Source organism: Sporofaciens sp. St.21A7, assembly GCF_059728535.1.
In genome coordinates this window covers 861,647-883,109 of record NZ_BAAGFN010000001.1, presented here as the reverse complement: position 1 = coordinate 883,109, position 21,463 = coordinate 861,647, and the positions used below count along the sequence as shown (strand labels likewise).

Annotated in this window: 21 protein-coding genes and 2 pseudogenes; 7 read left to right on the top strand and 16 right to left on the bottom strand. The window is 46.0% G+C overall.

Features of this window, described 5'->3' with window-relative positions:
- Positions 1–53: 53 nt before the first annotated feature.
- A complete protein-coding gene (locus AC6I3O_RS04185; RefSeq protein WP_497849864.1) occupies positions 54–5,510 on the bottom strand; it encodes a SpaA isopeptide-forming pilin-related protein in 5,457 nt (1,818 codons plus the stop codon).
- A gap of 578 nt (positions 5,511–6,088) precedes the next feature.
- On the opposite strand from AC6I3O_RS04185, the gene AC6I3O_RS04180 reads away from it, so the two are divergent.
- The 4 genes from AC6I3O_RS04180 (at position 6,089) to AC6I3O_RS04165 (ending at position 8,242) form a co-directional block, all read left to right on the top strand.
- Entirely contained in the window at positions 6,089–6,400 is a 312-nt protein-coding gene (locus AC6I3O_RS04180; protein ID WP_497849863.1) for a hypothetical protein, read from the top strand.
- A 106-nt stretch (positions 6,401–6,506) separates the two neighbouring features.
- On the top strand, positions 6,507–7,043 hold the full coding sequence (locus tag AC6I3O_RS04175) for a helix-turn-helix domain-containing protein (protein WP_497849862.1): 537 nt from the start codon (positions 6,507–6,509) through the stop codon (positions 7,041–7,043).
- A gap of 34 nt (positions 7,044–7,077) precedes the next feature.
- Positions 7,078–7,560, top strand: a complete 483-nt coding sequence (locus AC6I3O_RS04170; RefSeq protein WP_497849861.1) for a pyridoxamine 5'-phosphate oxidase family protein — start codon at positions 7,078–7,080, stop codon at positions 7,558–7,560.
- A gap of 46 nt (positions 7,561–7,606) precedes the next feature.
- Positions 7,607–8,242: a GNAT family N-acetyltransferase gene (locus AC6I3O_RS04165; protein ID WP_497849860.1), complete on the top strand. Its 636-nt coding sequence runs from the start codon at positions 7,607–7,609 to the stop codon at positions 8,240–8,242.
- Positions 8,243–8,361: 119 nt separating this feature from the next.
- Here AC6I3O_RS04165 and AC6I3O_RS04160 read toward each other — a convergent pair whose 3' ends face one another.
- Together AC6I3O_RS04160 and AC6I3O_RS04155 are read right to left on the bottom strand one after the other, a co-directional pair.
- The gene (locus AC6I3O_RS04160; RefSeq protein WP_497849859.1) at positions 8,362–8,580 is read right to left on the bottom strand and encodes a helix-turn-helix domain-containing protein; all 219 of its coding nucleotides are present in this window, start codon (positions 8,578–8,580) and stop codon (positions 8,362–8,364) included.
- Positions 8,581–8,763: 183 nt separating this feature from the next.
- Complete coding sequence (locus AC6I3O_RS04155) at positions 8,764–8,982, bottom strand: helix-turn-helix domain-containing protein (RefSeq protein WP_497849858.1); 219 nt, start codon at positions 8,980–8,982, stop codon at positions 8,764–8,766.
- Between the two features lie 177 nt (positions 8,983–9,159).
- On the opposite strand from AC6I3O_RS04155, the gene AC6I3O_RS04150 reads away from it, so the two are divergent.
- Positions 9,160–9,498 carry a hypothetical protein gene (locus AC6I3O_RS04150; RefSeq protein ID WP_497849857.1) on the top strand — a complete coding sequence of 113 codons (339 nt, stop codon included), beginning with the start codon at positions 9,160–9,162 and terminating at the stop codon, positions 9,496–9,498.
- 65 nt (positions 9,499–9,563) lie between these two features.
- Here AC6I3O_RS04150 and AC6I3O_RS04145 read toward each other — a convergent pair whose 3' ends face one another.
- The 13 genes and pseudogenes from AC6I3O_RS04145 to AC6I3O_RS04085 all read right to left on the bottom strand — a co-directional run bounded on the left by AC6I3O_RS04145 (position 9,564) and on the right by AC6I3O_RS04085 (position 19,107).
- The gene (locus AC6I3O_RS04145; RefSeq protein WP_497849856.1) at positions 9,564–10,019 is read right to left on the bottom strand and encodes an RNA polymerase sigma factor; all 456 of its coding nucleotides are present in this window, start codon (positions 10,017–10,019) and stop codon (positions 9,564–9,566) included.
- A complete protein-coding gene (locus AC6I3O_RS04140) occupies positions 10,016–10,267 on the bottom strand; it encodes a sigma factor-like helix-turn-helix DNA-binding protein (RefSeq protein ID WP_497849855.1) in 252 nt (83 codons plus the stop codon). Before AC6I3O_RS04140 ends, AC6I3O_RS04145 begins: the two co-directional genes overlap by 4 nt.
- A 76-nt stretch (positions 10,268–10,343) precedes the next feature.
- Positions 10,344–10,520, bottom strand: a pseudogene (locus AC6I3O_RS04135) (helix-turn-helix domain-containing protein); the annotation flags it as partial.
- A 267-nt stretch (positions 10,521–10,787) separates the two neighbouring features.
- Positions 10,788–11,144 (bottom strand): DUF6050 family protein, encoded by a 357-nt coding sequence (locus AC6I3O_RS04130; protein ID WP_497849854.1) that lies wholly within the window; start codon positions 11,142–11,144, stop codon positions 10,788–10,790.
- 83 nt (positions 11,145–11,227) lie between these two features.
- On the bottom strand, positions 11,228–12,382 hold the full coding sequence (locus AC6I3O_RS04125) for a replication initiator protein A (RefSeq protein WP_497849853.1): 1,155 nt from the start codon (positions 12,380–12,382) through the stop codon (positions 11,228–11,230).
- The gene (locus AC6I3O_RS04120) at positions 12,363–13,265 is read right to left on the bottom strand and encodes a ParB/RepB/Spo0J family partition protein (RefSeq protein ID WP_497849852.1); all 903 of its coding nucleotides are present in this window, start codon (positions 13,263–13,265) and stop codon (positions 12,363–12,365) included. Before AC6I3O_RS04120 ends, AC6I3O_RS04125 begins: the two co-directional genes overlap by 20 nt.
- A pseudogene (locus tag AC6I3O_RS04115) lies at positions 13,255–14,041 on the bottom strand (ParA family protein). Before AC6I3O_RS04115 ends, AC6I3O_RS04120 begins: the two are co-directional and overlap by 11 nt.
- Positions 14,042–14,067: 26 nt before the next feature.
- The gene (locus tag AC6I3O_RS04110; protein ID WP_497849851.1) at positions 14,068–14,235 is read right to left on the bottom strand and encodes a hypothetical protein; all 168 of its coding nucleotides are present in this window, start codon (positions 14,233–14,235) and stop codon (positions 14,068–14,070) included.
- Positions 14,228–14,692, bottom strand: a complete 465-nt coding sequence (locus AC6I3O_RS04105) for a DUF6075 family protein (protein WP_497849850.1) — start codon at positions 14,690–14,692, stop codon at positions 14,228–14,230. The genes AC6I3O_RS04110 and AC6I3O_RS04105 overlap by 8 nt, the downstream gene beginning before the upstream one ends.
- Before the next feature lie 225 nt (positions 14,693–14,917).
- Positions 14,918–16,570, bottom strand: a complete 1,653-nt coding sequence (locus tag AC6I3O_RS04100) for a S8 family peptidase (RefSeq protein WP_497849849.1) — start codon at positions 16,568–16,570, stop codon at positions 14,918–14,920.
- A gap of 162 nt (positions 16,571–16,732) precedes the next feature.
- Complete coding sequence (rbr, locus tag AC6I3O_RS04095) at positions 16,733–17,347, bottom strand: rubrerythrin (protein ID WP_491868249.1); 615 nt, start codon at positions 17,345–17,347, stop codon at positions 16,733–16,735.
- Positions 17,348–17,481: 134 nt separating this feature from the next.
- A complete protein-coding gene (locus AC6I3O_RS04090) occupies positions 17,482–18,498 on the bottom strand; it encodes a glycosyltransferase family 2 protein (protein ID WP_497849848.1) in 1,017 nt (338 codons plus the stop codon).
- A gap of 342 nt (positions 18,499–18,840) precedes the next feature.
- Positions 18,841–19,107: a sigma factor gene (locus AC6I3O_RS04085; RefSeq protein WP_497853416.1), complete on the bottom strand. Its 267-nt coding sequence runs from the start codon at positions 19,105–19,107 to the stop codon at positions 18,841–18,843.
- 274 nt (positions 19,108–19,381) lie between these two features.
- Here AC6I3O_RS04085 and AC6I3O_RS04080 point away from each other — a divergent pair, with 274 nt between their 5' ends.
- Complete coding sequence (locus tag AC6I3O_RS04080; RefSeq protein WP_497849847.1) at positions 19,382–20,101, top strand: LytR/AlgR family response regulator transcription factor; 720 nt, start codon at positions 19,382–19,384, stop codon at positions 20,099–20,101.
- Positions 20,098–21,399 (top strand): sensor histidine kinase, encoded by a 1,302-nt coding sequence (locus tag AC6I3O_RS04075; protein ID WP_497849846.1) that lies wholly within the window; start codon positions 20,098–20,100, stop codon positions 21,397–21,399. The genes AC6I3O_RS04080 and AC6I3O_RS04075 overlap by 4 nt, the downstream gene beginning before the upstream one ends.
- Positions 21,400–21,463 lie beyond the last annotated feature (64 nt).

Sequence of the window (21,463 nt, the reverse complement as noted above, 5' to 3'; positions counted from 1 at the left end):
TTATCTTATTATTTTGTTACAATAGTCAGCCACCCGGATTTCTCCAGGCGCTGTCAGTCCTCCTTCCTTTTTCTGCAGAATATAAAAATGGAACCTCCAATGCCGCAGACTGCAATCCCGGCTAAAGCAATCCATAACCAAAACGGCCTGTCATCCCCTGTTTTCGGCGTTCCGGCAGATGGTGTTTCCGGCTTCGACGTTTCCTTCGGCTGTTCCGGCTCATCCGGCTTTGCTTCATCCTTCATCGCAACCTTCTGAATCTCCCCGGTATCTTTTACTTCAAATTTCACATCCCCTGCTACCAGATAACCGTCCGGCGCACTTTCTTCATGAAGCGTGTATTCCCCAATCGGCAGCATTTCCATATAATGCGGCTTATTTTCGGAAGTCCAGCTTTCCACTATTTTCCCTTCTTTATCCATGATGGAAAGTTTCGCTCCCGGCAGCTCCTTCCCAGCGATATCCGTTTTGGAAATCTCCACCTTTGTCACATCATCCTTCATTTCCACCTTCTGCACTTCTCCCGTATTCTCCACGGTAAACTCAATGCTTTCTGCAGTCACATATCCGTCTGCAGGCTGTGTCTCTGTCATGGTATATTTCTTACCGACCACTAATTCCTTGATGATGTGCGGTTCCTTGCCGGAAACCCATTCATCCACGACATTTCCTTCTTCATCCGTCACCTGAAGCTTCGCGCCCTCTACCTCTTTGCCATCCGTAAGGGATGTTTTGGTAAACTCGAATACCGTAGGCACATTTTCAAAGGCAAGCACATAGGAAAGGCTTTTTTGTTTCGCAGTTTCATAGGTAAAGTCAAATTCCTGTACCTCTCCCTCACTGGTGAATCCCGGAGCCGGGGCGGTTTCCTTCACATAATAGGGGAATCCTATCGGAAGGTCAGCCGCAAATGACAGCTTACCGTCTTTATCTGTGGCTTTTTCCTCAATCACCGTATCCGCTTCCATGATCACTTCGCCGTCTTTATTGGTAATGTCCTCTTTCGCACAAAGGGCAAATACCGTCCCTTCCACCGCACGGTCAGAGTCCTTCTCGGTTTTCATTACATTCACTTCCGCTTTCTGGCGGTTATTCTGCCAGTCTGTAGAGAAGGTAACAACTGCGGCATCCTGGTCGCGGTAAGTTAGGTCAATCTCCCGGATCTCTCCATCCAGGACATAGCCCTCTGCCGTTTCTTTCTCCTTCACATAGTATTTCCCAAGAGGGAGATTTTCCAGTTTCGCAATTCCGGTATCGTCTGTGGTGATGGTGTCCACCAGCTCATCTTTTTTGTAGTAATCGTCACTCTCCCCATCTGCCGCTTTTATATCCTTTAAAGCATATACCTCAAAGGTAACGTCTTTCAGTGAGCCGGTGACATACTCAAACAGATGCGTGATCCAGCCGCCAATGCTGTCCAGCAACGACACATCCTCTAAAAACTCCCCTTCTTTGTTGATCAGGAGCGTACCTGTCGGCACATCGTCCTTCATCTCCGCCTTTTGGATTTCAGTCGTATCTTCCACGGTAAACGTGATTTCCTCTGCCTTTAAATATCCATAAGGCGCTAATTCCTCCCGGAGCGTATAGGTTTCCCCTACTGTCAGCCGTTCTATGATATGTTCCTTGCCTTTGACGGATTTCCATGTGTCTACGGTGTTCCCCTCTTTATCAAGGACAGTCAGCGTCGCACCAGAAAGTTCCACGCCTGTTGCAAGGTCTGTCTTTTTAATGGAAACGGTTGTCGGCTCATTCTCAAATTCAGAGACGTATTCCGCTACCTTCACATCCTGCCCTTGATAAGCTGCAGATACTTCAATGGTTTCATCGGAAGATACATAGCCTGCAGGAGCCTGCTCCTCCCGGATGTAATATTCCCCGAAAGGCAGATCCAAGTCAAAGACTGCCCGTCCATCTTCCCCGGTCATGGCTTCCCCAAGCAGCGTATCCGCTTTAACGATTACTTTCCCATGTGCCAAAATATCAGCCTTCGCATACAGTCCAAAGACTGCGCCCGCGACCACAGCTCCATTCTTCGCGTCTTTCTTCACCACCGCAATCTTCACTTTTTGGCGGTCATTTTCAAATGTGGCTGTCTGCTCGATGATTGGCGTATTCTGGTCTGCATAAGCAAAAGTAATCGTCTGCGCCTCTCCATTCAGCACAAACCCTTCCGCGGCTTTTATTTCCTCTACCCGGTATGTGCCAAGGGGGAGGTTGCCGATAAATGTTTTCCCATCTTTATCTGTCACCAGCGTATCCACCAGTGCGCCGGAAGCATACTCTAAGATACGGTTCCCGTTTTTATCTTTCTGAAAATCAGCGGTGTAAATATCTTCTGCCGCATAGACTTTGAACTCTGCTCCCTCCAGGTTCTCCGTTTCATATCGGAAATCCTTATCATCATACTGGTTCAGCACTTCGCCCTTTTTCACGATATGAAGCTCGCCCTTTACCGGATGGTTTTCATAGACAACATCAATGATAACATCCCCCGACACATCGTCCATCTGGTACAGCGTATCGGAATCCACGGATACTTCATAATAATTCTCATTTAATGTGTATCCGGACGGAGCGTTTACTTCCTCAATGCGGTAATGCCCGATTTTCAGGTTCTGCGGCAGGATCAGATAACCCTCGCTGTCTGTAAAATAGGACTTATGCGTTACCACGGTCGGATAAGTCGTTACCTGCTCCACATATTTTTCATTGTCCAGGTCGTATACCTTGAACTCTGTATTTTCCGCAAGCACAGCCTTTTTCGTTTCATCGTCCTGCTTTACGATTTTCAGCTTCGCTTCAAATTCATCGTCCAAAAGCACCCGCCATACCTGCGGTGTGTTCGGCTTATGCTCCGTGATACGCACAAGAAAATCCTTGACCGGCGTATAATTATGCGGCGTAGTTGTCTCCCTCACAATGTACGTCCCGAACGGGAGCGGGATACTGCAGGCATACCCTCTTTCATCGGTGAAGATTTCCGTTGCCCCATTCTCCCCGATTACCACAGGTTCAGCAGAATCAAAATCATAGCCGCCATTCCCCTTCTTATCCAGGGAAGATACCAGCCATGCTGTAAACCCTGCGCCGGATAATAAATCTGCATCGGTTTTCCCATTGTCTGCCGCCTTGATAATCTGGAACGGCTGCTTTTTCACCTGTTCCGGGGATGTGCAGTCACGTTCTACCGTAGCCACCAAATCTCCCTCATAGCTGCAGGCCAGGTTATACTCCGCTTCATCCGCCAGATAACTCGTGGGCGGCGTGATCTCTTTTACAAAATACTCCCCAAGGTATAAATCTGTAATCTCCGCCCTTCCCTCTTTATCCGTGGTCAGCGTCCCCACCTGTTCCCCGGCTTTATAAAGGATACCTGTCTTTTTATCCGGATGTAAAATATCATTCCTTGCATATAAGCCATAAACGGCATGTTCCAGCGTTGCGTCCCCTTGCGGGATATTTTTATTGGTTTCCTTATCCTTCTTCTGCAGACGGATCGTGGCATTGACACGCTCATTGGCAAAGATATGTGAGAAAGTCACTTTCGCCTCCGTATCATTGGTATAGCTGAACCGGAAAGAATATATATCTTCCGTATTCCTGACATATCCTTCCGGAGCCTGGATCTCCTTCACCTCATACCCGAATCCAATCGGAAGGTCTGCGGAAAATACCGCATTGCCGTCATTGTCTGTCGTTGCCTTGTCAAGCAGCGTCCCTCTGGATACAACAACATTCCCATCTGCATTGGTGATATTTTCTGAAGCATACAGCCCGAAAATTCCCCCTGCTAATCCGTTTGCCGTATCTTTATCTTTCTTTACCACACACACTTCCGCCTTCTGCCTGTCATTTAAGAATGTAGTGTCAGAAAATGCCGCTTCTGCCATCTGCCCGGCATAAGTGACCGCCACGTCTTTTGTTTCCCCTTTGTTGTAGAAATTCTTCGGAGCCTGCATTTCTTTTACCCGGTATGTTCCAAGATGCAGATTTTTAAGCGTCACAGAGCCATTGTCCCCGGTCGTAAGGTTTTCCGCTACCAGCTCCCCGGCTTTGTAGACAACAGAACCGTAAGGCGTGGTAATATCTTTTACTGCATATACATTGAATACAGCGCCTTTCTGCCTGCGGCTTTCATACTGGAATACCGTACCATCCTCATTCGGTGAAGCGCCTTTCAGGACTTCCCCCTCTTTGTAAATGGTTAGGTTCCCAAGCTGCTCCACATCCGGCACAGTCGTGGAAATCGTCTGGTTCGCTTTCAGCGCCACACGGTAAGCAGTCGCATTATAACGGTATCCCACAGGGGCTGTGATCTCTTTCAGATACACGGTATCCTGCGTCATGACAATTTCTACTTCCGATGCACCGTTACTGTCCGTTACAGGCATCCGGGTAATCAGATCGGTACAGTCCTTATCACGGTAAACGCCGAATACGGCTCCGGAAAGTTTTGCGTTGGCAATGGAATCCACCTTCACCACTTTCACTCTTGCACGTTCCAGCCAGTCCACGGAAAGGCTCACGGAATTGCCGCTTTCTTCCTCATAATAACTCCCGATATCCTGTGTAGCGCTCCCTGTGGGAACGACAAGCGCTTTCTGCAGGTTCGGATTCCCGTCTATGATTTTAGCGGCGTAGCTCCCAGTATCCGGGGAACCCTTTGCCGATTCCAGACAGTATGCAATCTTGCCGTTTACCGTAAAATAACAGGTGGAATAGTTCCCCAGGTTTCCGGGATAATAAATCTTCCTGCCTTTTACCATCGTTGCGGAGCCGGATGCCCTTGCCATCTGCCGGTTCTCCGCAAACAGGAGGATGCCTTCTTCCTCTGCAATCATTTCCGCATCCTTCCTGGTATCTTCTGCCTGTTCCATGCCCTCTATGACCGCCTCCATCTCGGCTTCCGTCATGGATTCTTCTGGGATTTCTTCAGTACCTGCCGCCTGTCCCGGCAAATCTCCCTCCCCATCTTCTATGTTTCCTTCCGAGCCGTCAGAATGGCTGTTCCCACTTTCTTCTTTATCTGCCGCCTGCTTTCCCGAAGATGGGGCAGACGCTTTTTCCTTTACAATGATGTTACGGCTTACAAGGTAGGACGGATTCTTACTAACAGGCTCTACAAAATAAACTGCTTTGTAAGTCCCTGCCTTCCCGATGTCAAACTTTTTCCCATCGTTATTCTTTGCCTCATGGAATGTGACTTTTACCTTATCCGACGAGAACTCTATGCCGGAGAAATCATGTTCCACGTCAAAACTGCTGTCAAGCTCTACGGTATAATCTCCCACATCTACAATTTCATCCGTAGTCAGTTTTTCCTTCACCTTCTCCAAAGCCGGATACTCTGCTTCGTAAGCTGCAGGTTCCAGCTCTGCCGCATGAACTCCCGCCGGCTGTAAGAAGGCTGACAAGACCGTGACCGCCGACAGCAGGCCAGATACAATCCTTTTTACGTTTCCTTTCAATATATTTTGTCCCTCGCTTTCTTCGTTGTGCAGTTCCATAACTGCCATTATCCTGTATTTTCCGCTTACTTCCTTTTCTACGTTCCCATATATCTGTCTCCCTTCGTTTTATTTGCACTGCCAGCCGATAACAGCACATCAATACAGGAAAGCCCTCTGCCCTGGCACATAAACGCACCGGTGCAAAAGACTTCCCTGCATGGCATCTGCTGTTATCCAGCCCGGTTGCCCGGACTGGTTATATTTCATATTGAGCGTTTTCCTGTGTTCCTCCCAGACCCGTTCCCTGCCCCGGCTTCTCTCCTGGAGCGTTTTCTCCGGCAAGGTACGCTAAGGATGCACACTCAATACCGGGTATCAATCTGGGCAGGATATGAAATTTTCAAGGTACGGTGAAAGGGAAACTCTTTGAATTGTGATAGATTGAAATTTTCAGAAATGTTACCCTTTCACTAATCGCAGACTGGAAAGGGTAAAATACAAGCAGATTTGAAAACTTTTTCATTTTCTTGTAAATGAGCTGAAATATTGAATGAAAAAGGCATTTAGATGTGCTAGAATATAAAGAACAATCGGAATTTGCAGTTCGGATAAATGCTGAAAGGAGAAAAAATATTATGAAAATTGATAGAGAGGAATATATTAAAAGTCTGGAGGAAAGAATAGAAAAACTCGAAAAACTATTTGAACATTTATGTATTGATCAATGTAAAGAGATAGTACTTACTAAGTGTTCCTTGGGAGATATCAAACTTGGTGATAATTGCAATATCACATTGAATAGCTGTCCTGTTGGAGGCGTGATATCAGATATTGAAGGTGCAGAAAGCAGAGTTGATGATTTGGAAAATAGGATAGAGGATATATTGAATGACATTGATGAGGCAGGAATTCGTTTGGATACATTGGAAAATGATTCTGAATGCTAAATTCCATCCCACGTTTCGTAGTATTTCGCACCACAACATCTACGACAAGTAGGTTGAATAATTTGGGCTGCCAATATAAAATAGACGTGAAAGGAGGCAGGTTCAAATGGAATCCAAAAAACTTGGTGAACACATAGCAAAGCTACGAAGGGAAAGGCATATGACGCAGACCGAACTCGCCGACAGGCTGTATATCACAGAAAAGGCGGTGAGCAAGTGGGAGTGTGGAAACGGATTTCCTGACCTTGATAATATTGGAAAGTTGGCAGCGCTTTTTGATATTTCTATAGATGAACTGTTGCAGGCCAAAGAAAAGGACAAATCAGAAACGGTGTCAGAGGAACAAATTCTGCAATTACAGGAGGGTAATTCCCCGTTGATAAATTGTTATGAGGATATTGTTGTTTACAGTTCGTATATGAATAGTCCTTTAATTAACAGATTGGCCGAAAAATATATGGATACAATAACTCAATTTGAAGAAATCTTTTATCTTTTAGATTATTTTACACAGGAGACTTTGCAGAAGCTTTGCCTGTATCACAAAGAAAAAATTGCGGAAGATACCGATTTATCCCCTTTATTAGGTCGAATAAGCAACGACAGCTTCCTAGCCTTGTGTGAGAGCAAACAAGCGAGATAAATCGGGATTTGTGATTTTCAAATGGGAGGTAAAAATGCGTCGTTCAGATAGAGAAGTTAAGGAATTTGAAGATATTGTAGCTATCATGGAAAAATGTGATGTGTGCCGAATTGCTTTAAACAATAATGGCTATCCGTATATATTACCACTCAATTTTGGGATATGTATAAAAGAAGATAAAATTGAGTTGTATTTTCATGGAGCTATGGAGGGAACAAAATTTGATTTAATCGAAAAGGATAATAGAGCCAGTTTTGAAATGGATTGTGAGCATAAATTGGTAACAGAAACTGAACGTGGGAGTTGTACAATGGAGTATAAAAGCGTTATAGGACAAGGATACATTAAAATGCTTTCTGATGATGAAAAATATGATGCTTTATGTATTTTGATGAAGCATTATCATCAAGAGGATTTTCCGTTTAACAAATCAGTAATTCCTCATACAAAAGTTTTCAAACTAGTGGTAGAGAAAGTAACAGGCAAAGTAAGAATGAAGAAAAATGATAAACAATAAAATTCCAGTTTGTGTAAAAGTTATTTAGTATACGGAGGAACTAAAAATGCTGAATATTCGCAATGAAGAGCCAAGGGACTATAAAATCGTAGAAAGCATAACACGAAATGCATTTTATAATTTGTATATACCTGGATGCGTGGAACATTACCTTGTCCATACTATGCGGTCACATAAAGATTTCATCCATGAACTGGATTTTGTCTTAGAACTTGATGATAAGGTTATTGGAAATATTATGTACACAAAGGCGACATTGACAGATAGCGATGGAAATATAAAAAATATCCTGACTTTTGGCCCGCTTTGTATAGAACCTGGATATCAACGCAAAGGTTATGGAAAGCTGCTGATCCAGCATTCCTTTGAACAGGCAATGTCTATGGGATATGACACAGTAGTTATTTTTGGATCGCCGTCTAATTATGTATCCAGTGGATTTGTAAGCTGTAAAAAGCACAATGTATGCGTAGAAGGCGGTAAGTTCCCGGCGGCTATGTTGGTAAAAGAACTTAAAGCAGGGGCGCTGGATGGCCGGAAGTGGTATTATAGGGACAGTCCGGTGATGGAAGTGCTGCCGGAACACGCAAACGCTTATGATAGTACCCTGCCCCCGAAAGAACGGAAACACACGCCTGCACAAGAAGAATTTTATATCATGAGCCATTCTTTTTTGGAATGATACAGCTCCACTTTGTCGTAACCTTAGAATTGTAAAAGTGCTAAAGCGAAGCTGTATTTACAGGGTGGCTTGCATAGCAAAAGGCTATGGTACATGACTTATTTCCATCCCATAGCCTTCTATTCACCATATTTTCTCCTGTTATCTGTAATACCCAATATATAATCAACACTGACATCATAGCACTCTGCGAGTTTCATCAATGCCCATAGCGGTATCTCCCGTGAACCATTTTCGTATCTTCTGTACACACCTTCATGGCATCCTAAATATTCAGCTACATCTATCTGCCGTAAATCATGGTCTGTCCTTAAATCCCTGATTCTCCTGTAATACATACCACACCTCACCATTCGGTTAGATTCATTTTTTATCTTACCATTGGATAGGACATTCCATTCAAAACCAAACCATTTGGTTAGGCGCGAGAAAAATAGTCAATACTAAAAAAGCAAAATACCTTGCAGGAGAACATGATATAAAAAAAGAGTTATGACATGAGAAATTTATGTGCCACAACCCTATTCACCATATTTTCTTCTGTTATCTGTAATCCCAAGCATATAATCGACACTGACATCATACCGCTCTGCCAGCTTTAGCAATGCCCATAGCGGTATTTCCCGCACTCCATTCTCATATCTTCTGTACACACCCTCATGGCATCCCAAAAATTCAGCCACATCTGTCTGCCGCAATTCACAATCTTCCCTCAAGTCCCTGATCCGTCTGTAAAGCATATCGCACCTCACCGTTTGGTTAGATTTACTCTTTCAAATTTTACCACCAGATCATATACTTTTTTCAAAACCAAACCATTCGGTTAGGTCATTGGAGGTCATGGAGATAAAAAAACAGGAATCTTAATTTTATTATCATGCAGCATAATATGCGGGTGTTCCAAAGAATACATTGAAATGGATGTTATTTCTTCCCGCAACACAACATCCAGTAACTGGTATGAGTTGGATATTGATGTCATTGCCGATGAAGATGACGTGTCCGACAAAGATGCATGTTCCAGGGAAATCATACAGCATATCCTTGACAATGATTTCCACAGTACACGCTTTTCGTTTGATATAAACGGATATCCTAATAGTGTGTCAGTCGATGTATTTACTTCTGAAAAAAATGTACAAAAGGACAGGAAAGCCTATTCTTTTGAATACGTCACGGAATTTAATACAGAAAATCCTGATAAACAAAATAATATCAAAGACAATCCAGAAGAATTTGAAATACAGCACGAATAAAATACTTTTAAGGGCAGGATTCCACTTTGCGACACGATGTCGCAAAGTGAGAAACCATACACTGTTCAGAAATACCCGCCCTGAATCCCCTGTTCTTTCATTTTCTGGCATAACTCTTTTAATATTCGTTTCCGGCGGTTCTGTATCGTTTTACGGCTGCATCCAAAAATCTTTGCCGTTTCCGTTACTGTAACTTCCGCAAAATACAACATCTCAATCAATCTGGCATCCTCTGCAGACAGGCTATGCAAAACTTCCCTCACTTTATCCCGGCAGATATTTCGCAAAACCGTTTCCTCCAATCCCTCTGCCACATTCTGAAAATGCCCGGAACCGTTCTCCCTGCCCTCTAAGCCATCAAGACTGCATATGCCGTGTTTCCGGCTCCGCTCTTTCTGATACCGCTCCCTTCGCCGTGACCGATACCACTCTAAATAAACCTCCCTGGTTACTTCCACCAGCGTGCCGTCTGCCATCCGCAGCACATAATGCTCCCGCTCTTTCGGCTGTTTTCCTCTCATACCCTGCCCTCCCCATAACATATTGCGTTGGCAGTATGATTCTGAAAAAGCGGATGATTTTTACGGATACAGCGGATTGCCTGGGAAATCACTAAGGATACCGCCTGTTGGCTGATGCCTAATTCTTTTGAAATCTGCTCCTGTGTTTCTTCCTGCAGGTAGTATTTTTGAATGACATATTTCTGCCTTGCCGATAGAATCCCTAATATTTCTGCCACTGTCTCCTGCTTTGTCAAATGTTCTAACATAGATTCTGTCCGGTTTTCCATTGCCAGCCATCTTCCGGCACTGCCCATCCCCTTCTGTCTGGCTGTTTACACCGAGAAGCTCGTTCGCATCCACACCGAGTATCTGCACCATTTTTATAAATATCTCTATGGACATCGCAGACTGCCCGCCCTCAATACGGCTGACTGTGTTAGCGCTGATCCCTGCCTGTTCCGCAACCTTCTCCTGCGACATGCTGATCTCATTCCTCCGGTCACGGATACGGTTGCCCAATTCAATCAAGTCCTGCGACCCTGCACGATTGCCCAATATGCACCTCCTTTCTGGTCAGAATCTTCGCCCGGAACTTTGCGACATCGTGTCGTAAAGTGTGGAATCCACTTTACGCCGCCATTCCGTTAAGCCCTGTCCCCCGACTTTGCGACACCGTGTCGTAAAGTCGGGCAACAAAAAAACAGCCATGTATCAAGCTGTTTTTACGGATTGTTATTCAATTTATTCCTGTATTGCCTATCCTTTTCTGTTTCTTTCACACGCCAATCACGCCCCGCAAGGCTTCCCGGCCATCTTTTTCACTGTCCATCTGATCACTGCCACAGCCGCTTTCACCAGATATACTGCGGCCACCAGCAATCTCCAGACAAGAACGATCCCTCCAATCACGCCGCCCACAAGGACATTGATAAACAGGATACCCACCGTGCCGCCTATGTCATAGCCTTTCGGGATAATCCAGAAAAACATCCTATGTATGCCAAACGGAATCCCCATAAACCACCAGAGGCTTAGATAATTGCACTCCCCATTCTCCATGCACAGCGGACGGAACAACGCCGCCAAAAACAATGCCGATACAACCGGGATTACCGCTTTTTTTACAAATTCGCTTATCTTCATACCTTCCTCCAATCTATGTCTGCATCCAGTATATCACGCCGCAAACGCCAAAACAATTTTATCATCAACATTCACTATATTTCTCACCCACTCCCATACAGATCGTGGTTTACCTCCGCCGTATAATAATTGCTTATGGTCATCGGGGCATTATACAGCGTTGTCAGAAGATAAGCCTTGATATTGCCCACCTTCGTTGTATTTGCGCCCAGACAAGTTAAAATATACTCAATATGCCCATGCTCCAGCTTCATAAACCGGTTCTTGACAACCGCCACCGGCTTTTCCACCCCTGCAATCCGCATTGTGCCATTGTCCGGCAGCATCATCACTTCCACCATCAGCTCAACAAGCTCATCCACGTCCTCCCTCCGGTGATAGCGTCCGTCCTGAAAACACTCGTAAGAAATGTGTTCCTGGATGATGTCCCGGTAGGCATTCATCTCATCCATCACATCCGGCGCTGTACCAGGGATAGATAGATTAGACTGGATAGGATTGGGATGGATAACAGACACACCTGGTTCCGTATCGTTAAAATCCGTCTTGCTACACTCTGTTTCACTAAATTCAGTATCACTAAGATCAGTCTTGTTAATATCAGTATCATTAGATTGTGATTTTGGAAATTCTTGAATTGTGATTCCCACCATTCCAGAAGTATGATTTTCACTATTCTTGAATTGTGATTCTGGAGATTCTTGAATTGTGGTTTTCATCATTCCAGAAGTATGATTTTCACCATTCTTGAATTGTGATTCTGGAAATTCTTGAATTGTGGTTTTCACAACTCTTGAATTGTGATTTTCACCATTCTGTGCATTTACAGGCGTTCCGCCCTGTTTTTCCCTTCTTTCCTTGTCCTCTGTCTGCCGGATAATGAAATTTTTCACGTATATGACATTCGGCTTTCCAAGTCCCAGGCGTTTCTTTTCAATCAGTCCAATTCCTTTATCTGCATCCAGTTCTTTTAAGAGCCTTACTGCTTTCTGTGTGCCGCAGTTCATAAGTTCCGCAATCTCTTCCACCGTAAAAATAATATACACCCGGTCTTCTTCGTCAAACCACCTGTTCTTGATGCTAAGGCTCATACGGTCTAATAAAAGACCGTATAAAACCTTCGCTTCGCAGGAGAGGGACTTGAAGCATTCCGCAGTAAACAGAACCTTCGGAATCCGGTAAAACGTGTACTGCTCTGCTTCCATGCCCCGGTAATAATCAAACTGTAATTCCTGCATCCGTTGTCCCTCCCTCCTTCTGTTTCCATTCCTCCAGAAGTGTATAGATCACATCTTCAATCTGTTCCCTGGAATATTCTGTAGGGAAATAGTTGCGGATTTTCTTCGCAGAGATTGTCACATTCACACTGTCTTTTTCTTTCCGGATTAAAACCGCATATACATTCCCTTCCGTCAATTCCCCCGTCTCACTGTTTGCCTTTAACTGCTCTGCCTGCGCCTTCGATGGGAATATGCCGCTATTACCGATGGCATCCACAACCCATGCCTGCTCCTCTGCTTTCAGATAGGACAGCTTTTCACCGACTACCATTGGAATTTTATTTTCATCCACATAATCCAGCAATTCTTCCATCAGTTCAGATAGCCGGATATAACGCTGTACCGTCCTCCCGCTGTCCCCGGCAGTTTCCCCGATAGCGTCTGCAGTATATTTCTCCCCCTTGCTACCCTGGTGCTTCATTGCCTCATATTTCATCCGGTATGCCTTTGCCTTCTCACTCGGCAGGATATCCTCCCTCTGGATGTTTGTATCCACCATCAGGACTACCGCTGTATCATCATCCATTTCCCGGATAATCACAGGCATTTCCGTAAACCCTGCAAGCTCACAGGCCCGCCACCGCCTATGCCCTGCAATGACCTCGTAGCCGCCTGTAGGGTACGGGCGCACAATCCCCGGCATCAGCACACCATACCGCTTCACACTTTCCACTGTTTCCTGCATCTTTTCATCATCCAGCACACGGAATGGATGGTCTTTGAATGTATGTAACTGGCTGAGGGGAACAGATGTCACCGTTTCCCCTGCCGCCGCTTCCCCTGTACCAAACAGGTCGTCAAAGGATGTCAGCCTAACTTTCTCCGCACTCTTACTTTTCATCCGCAAGCACCTCCTGTGTCAGTGAGTGGTAGCCGCCTGCCACAATCCCCTTCGGATCATGGAGATAGATGCTTTTCCCTTCTGCCGTGGTTTCCGCAGCCTTTACAGACAATGGAATACAATTTTCAAAAATATGTACCCGATTCCCATATACCTCCCGGATCTGCGCTGAAATATCCCTTGCGAAGTTTGTCCTGCGGTCTACCTTTGTCAGCAGAATCCCCATAATGTCAAGCGCCGGGTTCAGCTTTCTGTGAACCCTTCCAATCGTCTTTATAAGCTGTTGTAACCCCTTGACCGGAAGGATATGCCGCCTCTACCGGGATTAGTACGCTGTCGGCCGCTACAAGGGCATTTATCGTAATCATGCCAAGCGAGGGCATACAATCAATGATTGCAAAGTCATACTCCCCTTTTATGCTGTTCAGATACTGGCGCAGTATCGTTTCCCTGCTCATCACATTTACCAGGGCCGTTTCCAGTCCTGCCAGTTCAATATTTGCCGGAATAAAATCAATCCCTTCCTCATGGTGGATGATGCCCTCCCCAGGCTCTACGTCCTCGTCGTTGATTACTTTTTCCATGATGTTGACCAATGTCACATCCAGCTCGTCCGGCTCTGCAATCCCCAGGCTCACAGCCATACTACCTTGGGCATCTGCCTCCACCAACAATACTTTCTTGCCTGCCCTTGCAAGCCCGATCCCTAAATTCACACACGTCGTTGTCTTGCCGACTCCGCCTTTCTGGTTTGCCACTGCGATCACTCTGCACATAAATACTTTCCTCCTGATTCTCTAATCTATTTTTCTGATCTTTCCACTTCCGCATATACACGGAAATATTTATTTGTTCCCTTGTTCGCAAACGGTTCCGATACAGACATTACATCCATGCCCTCATGCCGCTCTAAAAGCCGCCGAAACCAGTGAAGATCTTTCTTTGTCCCCTGCATCCTGATCTTAAGCATATAAATCCTCCATATCCACGTAAAAACAGTATTCCGGATAGCGGAGCTTGACTGCCTCCCAAAAGTATCTGGCATAACCGCAGCAGAATAAATCTTCCACCGTATAACACTGGCACTCTTTTAACTGTTCCTCCGCAATTTCCGTATCGTAGACACTTGGTGTGCTATTACAATAGAGATTAAACGCCATCCGGACAATCCTTGCACTTCCGCTAGTCTGCCATCCTTCCATCAGGCACTCTGTTTTTACGCATCCCGTTTTAAAATCATAAATCCTGTTTACATTTACCCTTGTATCCCGGTCAATCCCCAGGCAGTACACCAATGCTTTATGGTACACATCCTGACATCTGCATTTCTGCAGATACTCTTTATAAAATTTCTTGTGTTCATCGTTCTTGAAAGTAATTGTGCGAGCATCTTTGTTCCCTGCACCTTTCGCTGTACTTGCTGCCATAGTTTGTCCTCCATTTTTGAAATACTTGGGAGCTACACTCCCAAACCCTTGTGGATTCGTGCTGACAGTTACCCAAAATGCGGCTAACTGTCAACCCGAATTTGCTTTTCATGCCGACATTTATGTGCTATACTTTTCGTAACGTTACTTGTCTTAATTTCAGGTGTAGAAAACCTGATGAAATGAAAATGGACTAAGCAGAAACCCCTGTTTTTCAAGGTTTTTCTAACTTAGTCCAATTATAACAGCATCATACAAATAAGCATCATTCCCCTTCACAATCCCCCACTCCATCATAAGCGCCGCCCCGCCCGTCACAAAAGGCGTCGCAAAAGAAGTCCCCGTAAACTGCGCATACCCTCCCCCCACCGCCGCTGTAGTCACATCCACTCCCGGCGCTACAATATCCGGCTTCACCAGATTCGTCTCCCGCGTATACCCTCTCCCCGAGAAATCCGCATAAGCAAACGTCAGCCCATTATACGCCCCCACCGTAATCACCCTCCCCGCCGTAGACGGAATCGTAAGCGTCGTCTGCTCTGTCGGGAACAAAAAACCGGTCCCTCGGTTCAGCACATTCTCACTGGGCAGCCACAGCTCATATGCCCCCGCCACCACCTTTTGGGGCCTTAAAATCAACCTCCACACTCCGCTGTCCACATAAGTCTCCCTTGGAAGCATATCAATAAAAATCTCCTGCGCAGTACTGTAAGGACTAGGCTCCCCATAATACAGTAATATCTCCGTCTGCCCCACTGTAAACCTCTGCGGCCCCAGAATCTCCTGAATCGGCCCCACCGTAACCCCCGCAGGGGTCATCAGGGAAATATCCACCACATCCGTATACTCTTTCCATATCTGTATACTAAACGCAGGCTGGTTACTCTGTACTGCCAGTTGTATAATCTCCTCTCTCCCTTCCCTCAATACTCCCGACGTATGCCCAGCACTGGCAGCCTCATTACCAGTGCCAATACAGATACAGCTCTTCCAGATATTTGAGATATCGTCAATAAACCTCTCCAACAGCGAAGTTCCGTCATGAGAACCATAAGTATTTCCAAAACTGATATTCACAGCTACAGGCATACGAAATTCCAATGCCTTTCTAACCACATAATCAATCCCCTGCATAAGCTCCGTTGTCCTGGGGAACCCCTCCTGCTTCGGGTTCCCAAGCTTTACGACTAACAATTCACTTCTCGGAGCAACCCCGGCATAAAGCCCGTTACTGTTTCTGCCGTTTCCGGCTGCAACCCCGGCCACCGCCGTCCCATGCCCGGAGGTATCCATACTTGGCACAATCCTTCTTCTGCCCTCCAGCGTCGTCTGCTCAAGGGCATCATTAATCTGCTCTGCCGTATACTCCGCCCCAATCCCATACCCCTTTGGAGGAATCCTGCCCTCGCCGGGTGCAAGCGACTGGTCCCACAGGGCGCGAATCCTGGTCGTCCCGTCCTCATTCCGGAAATCTGCGTTCTCATACTCAATTCCAGAATCGATAATCCCAACCAAAACATTTTGTCCATACAACGAAAGACGGGTATCCTGCACCGCATTGATACAGGATACCCGTCTCCCATTTACAACCTCAAAAAATAATCGCTTCGGTTTTTCAATATACTCAATCTCAGGAATCTGCGTCAGCGCATCAATGTCCGACTCCCGAACCGTAATGATCGCATACTCATTCTGAAGTTCCACCACATTAGACGCCAACTCCCTCACTGCCTCAAGGTTTCCCGAATATTTCACTATCAGGTCCCATACTCTCTCTTCCGGGTCATACCCCACCTCCAACTCCAATGACTTTTCCCGCTCTTCCTGTGTTGCATCCAATGCCAAGTTTAATAAATTTTCAATTTTCTGGCTTGCCATATCAACCCTTCTTCACACAAATATTTTCCACAGTTCCATTTTCACCTATCCGGTAATTTACACTGTAATGTATTCCAAAGAACGCCAGTCTTATTCCCTATTCCTTAAAAATATTTGCCTGTCTCGCCTTTATCTCCCATTTGCCGGAATAATACCTTTAAATTACTTTTTCAGAAAATCGAACCCAAGATACGGGGCAATCTCTACGGGAATGAAGTATCCCCTCTCATACCGGCATACGGGACACATAGGCGGAACCATTTTCCCGGACTGGATATGCCCGCAGTTCATGCACATCCACTGCCCCTCTGTATCCCGCTCAAAATACTTGTTCTGCTCCAACAACTCCGCCAGTTTCCTAAACCTCCTGCCGTGAACCGCTTCCACCTCCGCAATCTGGTAAAATGCAGACGCTGCCTCCAAAAATCCTTCTTCCTTCGCCACATTTCCAAACGCCTGATACACATCATCCGCCTCTTCCATCTCATTGTGCTCCGCCTTCTTCAGCAATTTCACAACATCATCAAAATGATCCACCGGATATCCGCCCGAAATCTCAATCGTCGTTCCCGACAGGTTCTTTAGCAAATCATAATACCTTTCCGCATGGGCGCGCTCCTGGTCAGCCGTAAATAAAAACACCTGCTGAATGGAATAAAGCCCCTGTTTCTTTGCCGCATCCGCAGCAAACGTATACCGATTCCTTGCCTGGCTCTCCCCGGCAAACGCCCGCATTAGATTCTCTCTCGTCTTACTCGCCTGAAATTCAACCGCCATGTCACATTCTCCTTTTTATTTTCTGAGAACCGCCAAACATCACAGATATAATCCTACGGTTCCCCTGTACTCCTTTAGTATGTGACACAAAAGCCAAATTATGCAGCCTCCGGCCCGACTCCCTCAAAAAGAAATCAGTTGAACCCGATAATCCGCCTCGCCACGCTGTACACAAGCGACGAAATCTTCCGCCCGGACTTTCCAGGTATATTCATGGTCTGCCCGAGAATCCCATAACGTATCTTAACATACGCCTTAAAATCCTTCATTTTCAGATACTTCCACAATTCCCGTTTCTTCTCAATATTTTCCTTCGTCTTAGAACGAATCAGAATAATCGAAGAAACCGTCATCATAATCGCCAGATAATTGACCATGTACTGCCTTAATTTCTTGCTGGAAATCTTCTTCAACTCATACATATCAATCATAGTCTTGGTAACAAAAATCTGCTGGTCAGCCCTTGCAATCATGTTCTTCTCATTCACCGACTGGTCGTCCCTGCCGATAAAATACCGATAGAAATCCACATCCAGATAATAAATCTTCCGTACATGGGGCAGCGGGTAATACACATAAATATTATCCACATAAAAGGTATGCTTAGGCAGCCTTAACTGAATCAGTTTCAGCAAATCCGTACGGTAAATCACAGAATGCATCAGGATATACTGGTCCAGACGGAAATGCCCCATATCATCCCACCTGAAAATCTCATCCTGAGGCAGCGCATTGCGGTAATGGACACATTTCTTATGGGACGCGCCCACCTTCTCGTAGACAAAATTCGATATCAGCATATCAATCTGCTCACCCTCATCGTCAAGGTTGCGAAGCAGCGTCAAGATTCTGCACAACGCCTCTTCGTCTACCCAGTCGTCGCTGTCCACCACTTTAAAATATTTCCCCCGGGCAGCGCCAAGCCCCTCGTTGACCGCATCTCCATGGCCGCCGTTTTCTTTATCTATCACCCGGACAACTCCGGGGTATTTTTCCATATATTCGTGGGCGATTTCAGACGTACGATCCGAAGAACCGTCGTTTACGATGAGAATCTCGACCTCATCCCCGCCAGGCAGGATACTTTCAATCGCCCGCTCCATATAATCCTGTGAATTGTAACACGGGATTGCAAATGAAATATACTTCATTACCTTCTTTCCTCCTACTACAATCATACACACACAGAATATTCCAGAAAATCCCAGAATAATTCCATGCTTTGCTTAGTATAAATCATTTTCGTATTTTTTCCAACCTATTCACGGCAAAATCTTCCATATATCCTTGTTCATAATTTGTTCATTCATCTTTCAAAAAACCTTCATTTCTTCAACACGGTTTCTTCACAGGTCTGGCTTATACTAAATTCATCGAAGTAATTCGAGACGAGATACAGACCATTTACTGATAGTTTTAAACTATTTTTGATTAAACTTTTTCATAATACATGCCGGGCATTGCGTATAGCAGTGACCCGGCATCCTCCCTTTTTACAGGGTCATTCCCCTGATTTCAAATCTATTTTTTCCATCTCCGCCTGCCCCATCCGTTTCTTCTTTGCGCCTGACATGCCCCTTCTGCGGCCGCATCCGTTTCTCCCTGCGCCATGTATCCAGATACAGATTCCTCGCGCCCCTAAGCAGCCATGGCAGCAGTTCCTCCCCTGCAGTCTCGATCGAACAGAACGCCCTGAGAAATGTCTCCTGCATCAAATCCTCCGAAAGCCTATGGTCATGACAGAGAGAATAGAGATACAGATAGACTGCTTTTTCTTCCCATACTTCACACTCTTTATTTGTTTAACGAATTCTCCCCGAAAATGTTACACAAATCTTTAAAAAAATCTACAGCGCCCCTGAAATTATACCCAAAAGGCGCGCCGTAATCCATGCCCCTGTCGGGGCGGGCGGACTATCATCCGATAAGGTATACCCGAAGGGCGCACCGTAATCCATGCCCTTCGGGCGGGTTGACTTCGTCAAATAAGGTATAGTATAATACCCCCAAAACATGCGAAACGAGGTGATTCCCATGCTGCACATAGCAATCTGCGACGACGAAGAAACAACCGTCAAATCCAACGCCCTGATCACACAAGAATGCCTGAACGAATCTGGCTTTGCCGGAGAAATCCACACCTATACCAAAAGCGATAATCTTCTGTACGATATCACGGAAGACCGTTTCTTCTATGACCTGATCCTCTTAGATATCGAGATGCCGGGTCCCTCCGGCATGGAGCTTGCAGCCGCCGTCAAGCCTTTCCTTCCCGATGTGAAGATTATCTTTATCACGTCCCACATTGAGTATGCCATAGACGCTTTCGAGCTGTCAATCTTCCGCTATGTGCCCAAAAATGATATCGGGAAACGCCTTCGTCTGGCAATCACTGACGCCCTGAAATTACTTGCGTTAGAAGAGGGAAAGACCTATACCATAAAGGCCGGCAGCCGTCTTGAACGGATTCCCTATAAGGATATCCTTTACCTTGAACGCGACGGGAAAAATGTAAACATCGTCACCGCCGCCGGTACGTCCAAAGTACGCCGCTCCTTACAGCAAGTCTATGAAGAACTCGGCTCCGAAGAATTCATCTTCATTGACCGCGGCTGTATCGCCAACCTCATACACATCATGCAGATAAATTCCGGCATGGCAGTATTAAAAAACGGAACTGCCCTCCCTGTCAGCCGTTCTCATTTGCAGGAAGTCAAAGAGCAGATCAACCGTTACTGGGGGATGCATCTATGACAGGCTTTATGATGATATTTTCAACCATTGCCTCCGACAGCCTGCGCGCCGCAGTCTGCTTCTACTTCATCCACAGGCTTCTTAGCGCAGGACGCCCGAAAGCAGCCGAAATCCTGGCCGGGTCGGCGGGTATCGCCGTAATCACAGCCGGTATCTATTCTCTAAGCAATACGGCTGCGGTTCCTTTTTACCAATTAGCGCTGGTCATCCTCTGGACGGCCTTATGCGCCAGCCGGATGCAGGAAGCAGAGATACGGATGTGCCTGTTCATCAGCATTTTCTATAAGATTGCCGTTACCTTCTGGCAGTTTTTGATATGGGCAGGCATGGGAATCCTGCTTAAATCCAATATTTTTGTAATAAGCGCTCCTCTCAACATCCATTGGGCTGCATGGGCCTTGAATCTGCTCCTGATACTGCTTACATTTTTCGTAATTAGGAAGCCGGAAATGACCGGACAGGAGGCGTTCCGTCTGGCTTCTGCTATCGCGCTTACCGGATTTCTCGCCGTCGTTACACTGGGGAATCAGACCATACTCCCCATCCCTGACGACACGCTCTATATGTGGGTGATTCTGTCCGTCATCCTGATGATGTCCGTACTGGTACTCAATCTCAACCGCCAGTATGTAATGGAAAAAGAGCTTGCCAGGTTGAAATCCGGCCAGGCTGAACTTTTAGAACGGGACTATACGGCGCTGAACCGCAGTTACACTGTGAATGCAAAATTGTTCCATGATTTTCATAACCACATGGGCACGCTGCGGCAATTCCTTGCCCGTGAAGACTATGCAGAGGCGGTAGAATATCTGGACAATCTCTGGGAGCCGCTTCGGGAGATGGCGGATACGGTATGGACAGGAGATACCGCCATCGACTATCTGATTAACAGCAAAATGGCGGCGGCTTCAGAAAAACGGATACGGATGGATGTGCAGGTGGAATTTCCCCGCAATACCAATATCCGCAGCGCTGACCTCTGCGCCATTCTTGGAAACCTGTTGGACAATGCTTTAGAAGCAGCAGGCAATGTTTCCGTACCGGAACAACGCTTCGTCTCCCTGACCATACGGCGCATCCATCAGATGATCGTCATAAAGACAGAGAACTCCTATGACGGGGAAATTCAGGTAAAAGACGGGACGCTCCTGACCACGAAGACGGAGCATGGCTTGCATGGCTGGGGCTTAAAGAGCGCGCAGACTGCCGCCGGAAAATATGACGGCATGGTGCAGACCTCCTATGACGGCAGCCTGTTCCGGGCAGTCGCTACACTCTCCTATAAGGGGATCGGATAAAAATTTCATGGACAAAAACCTACCGTTTGCGGACACTTTGGCAGACGGTAGGTTTTTCAGTTAT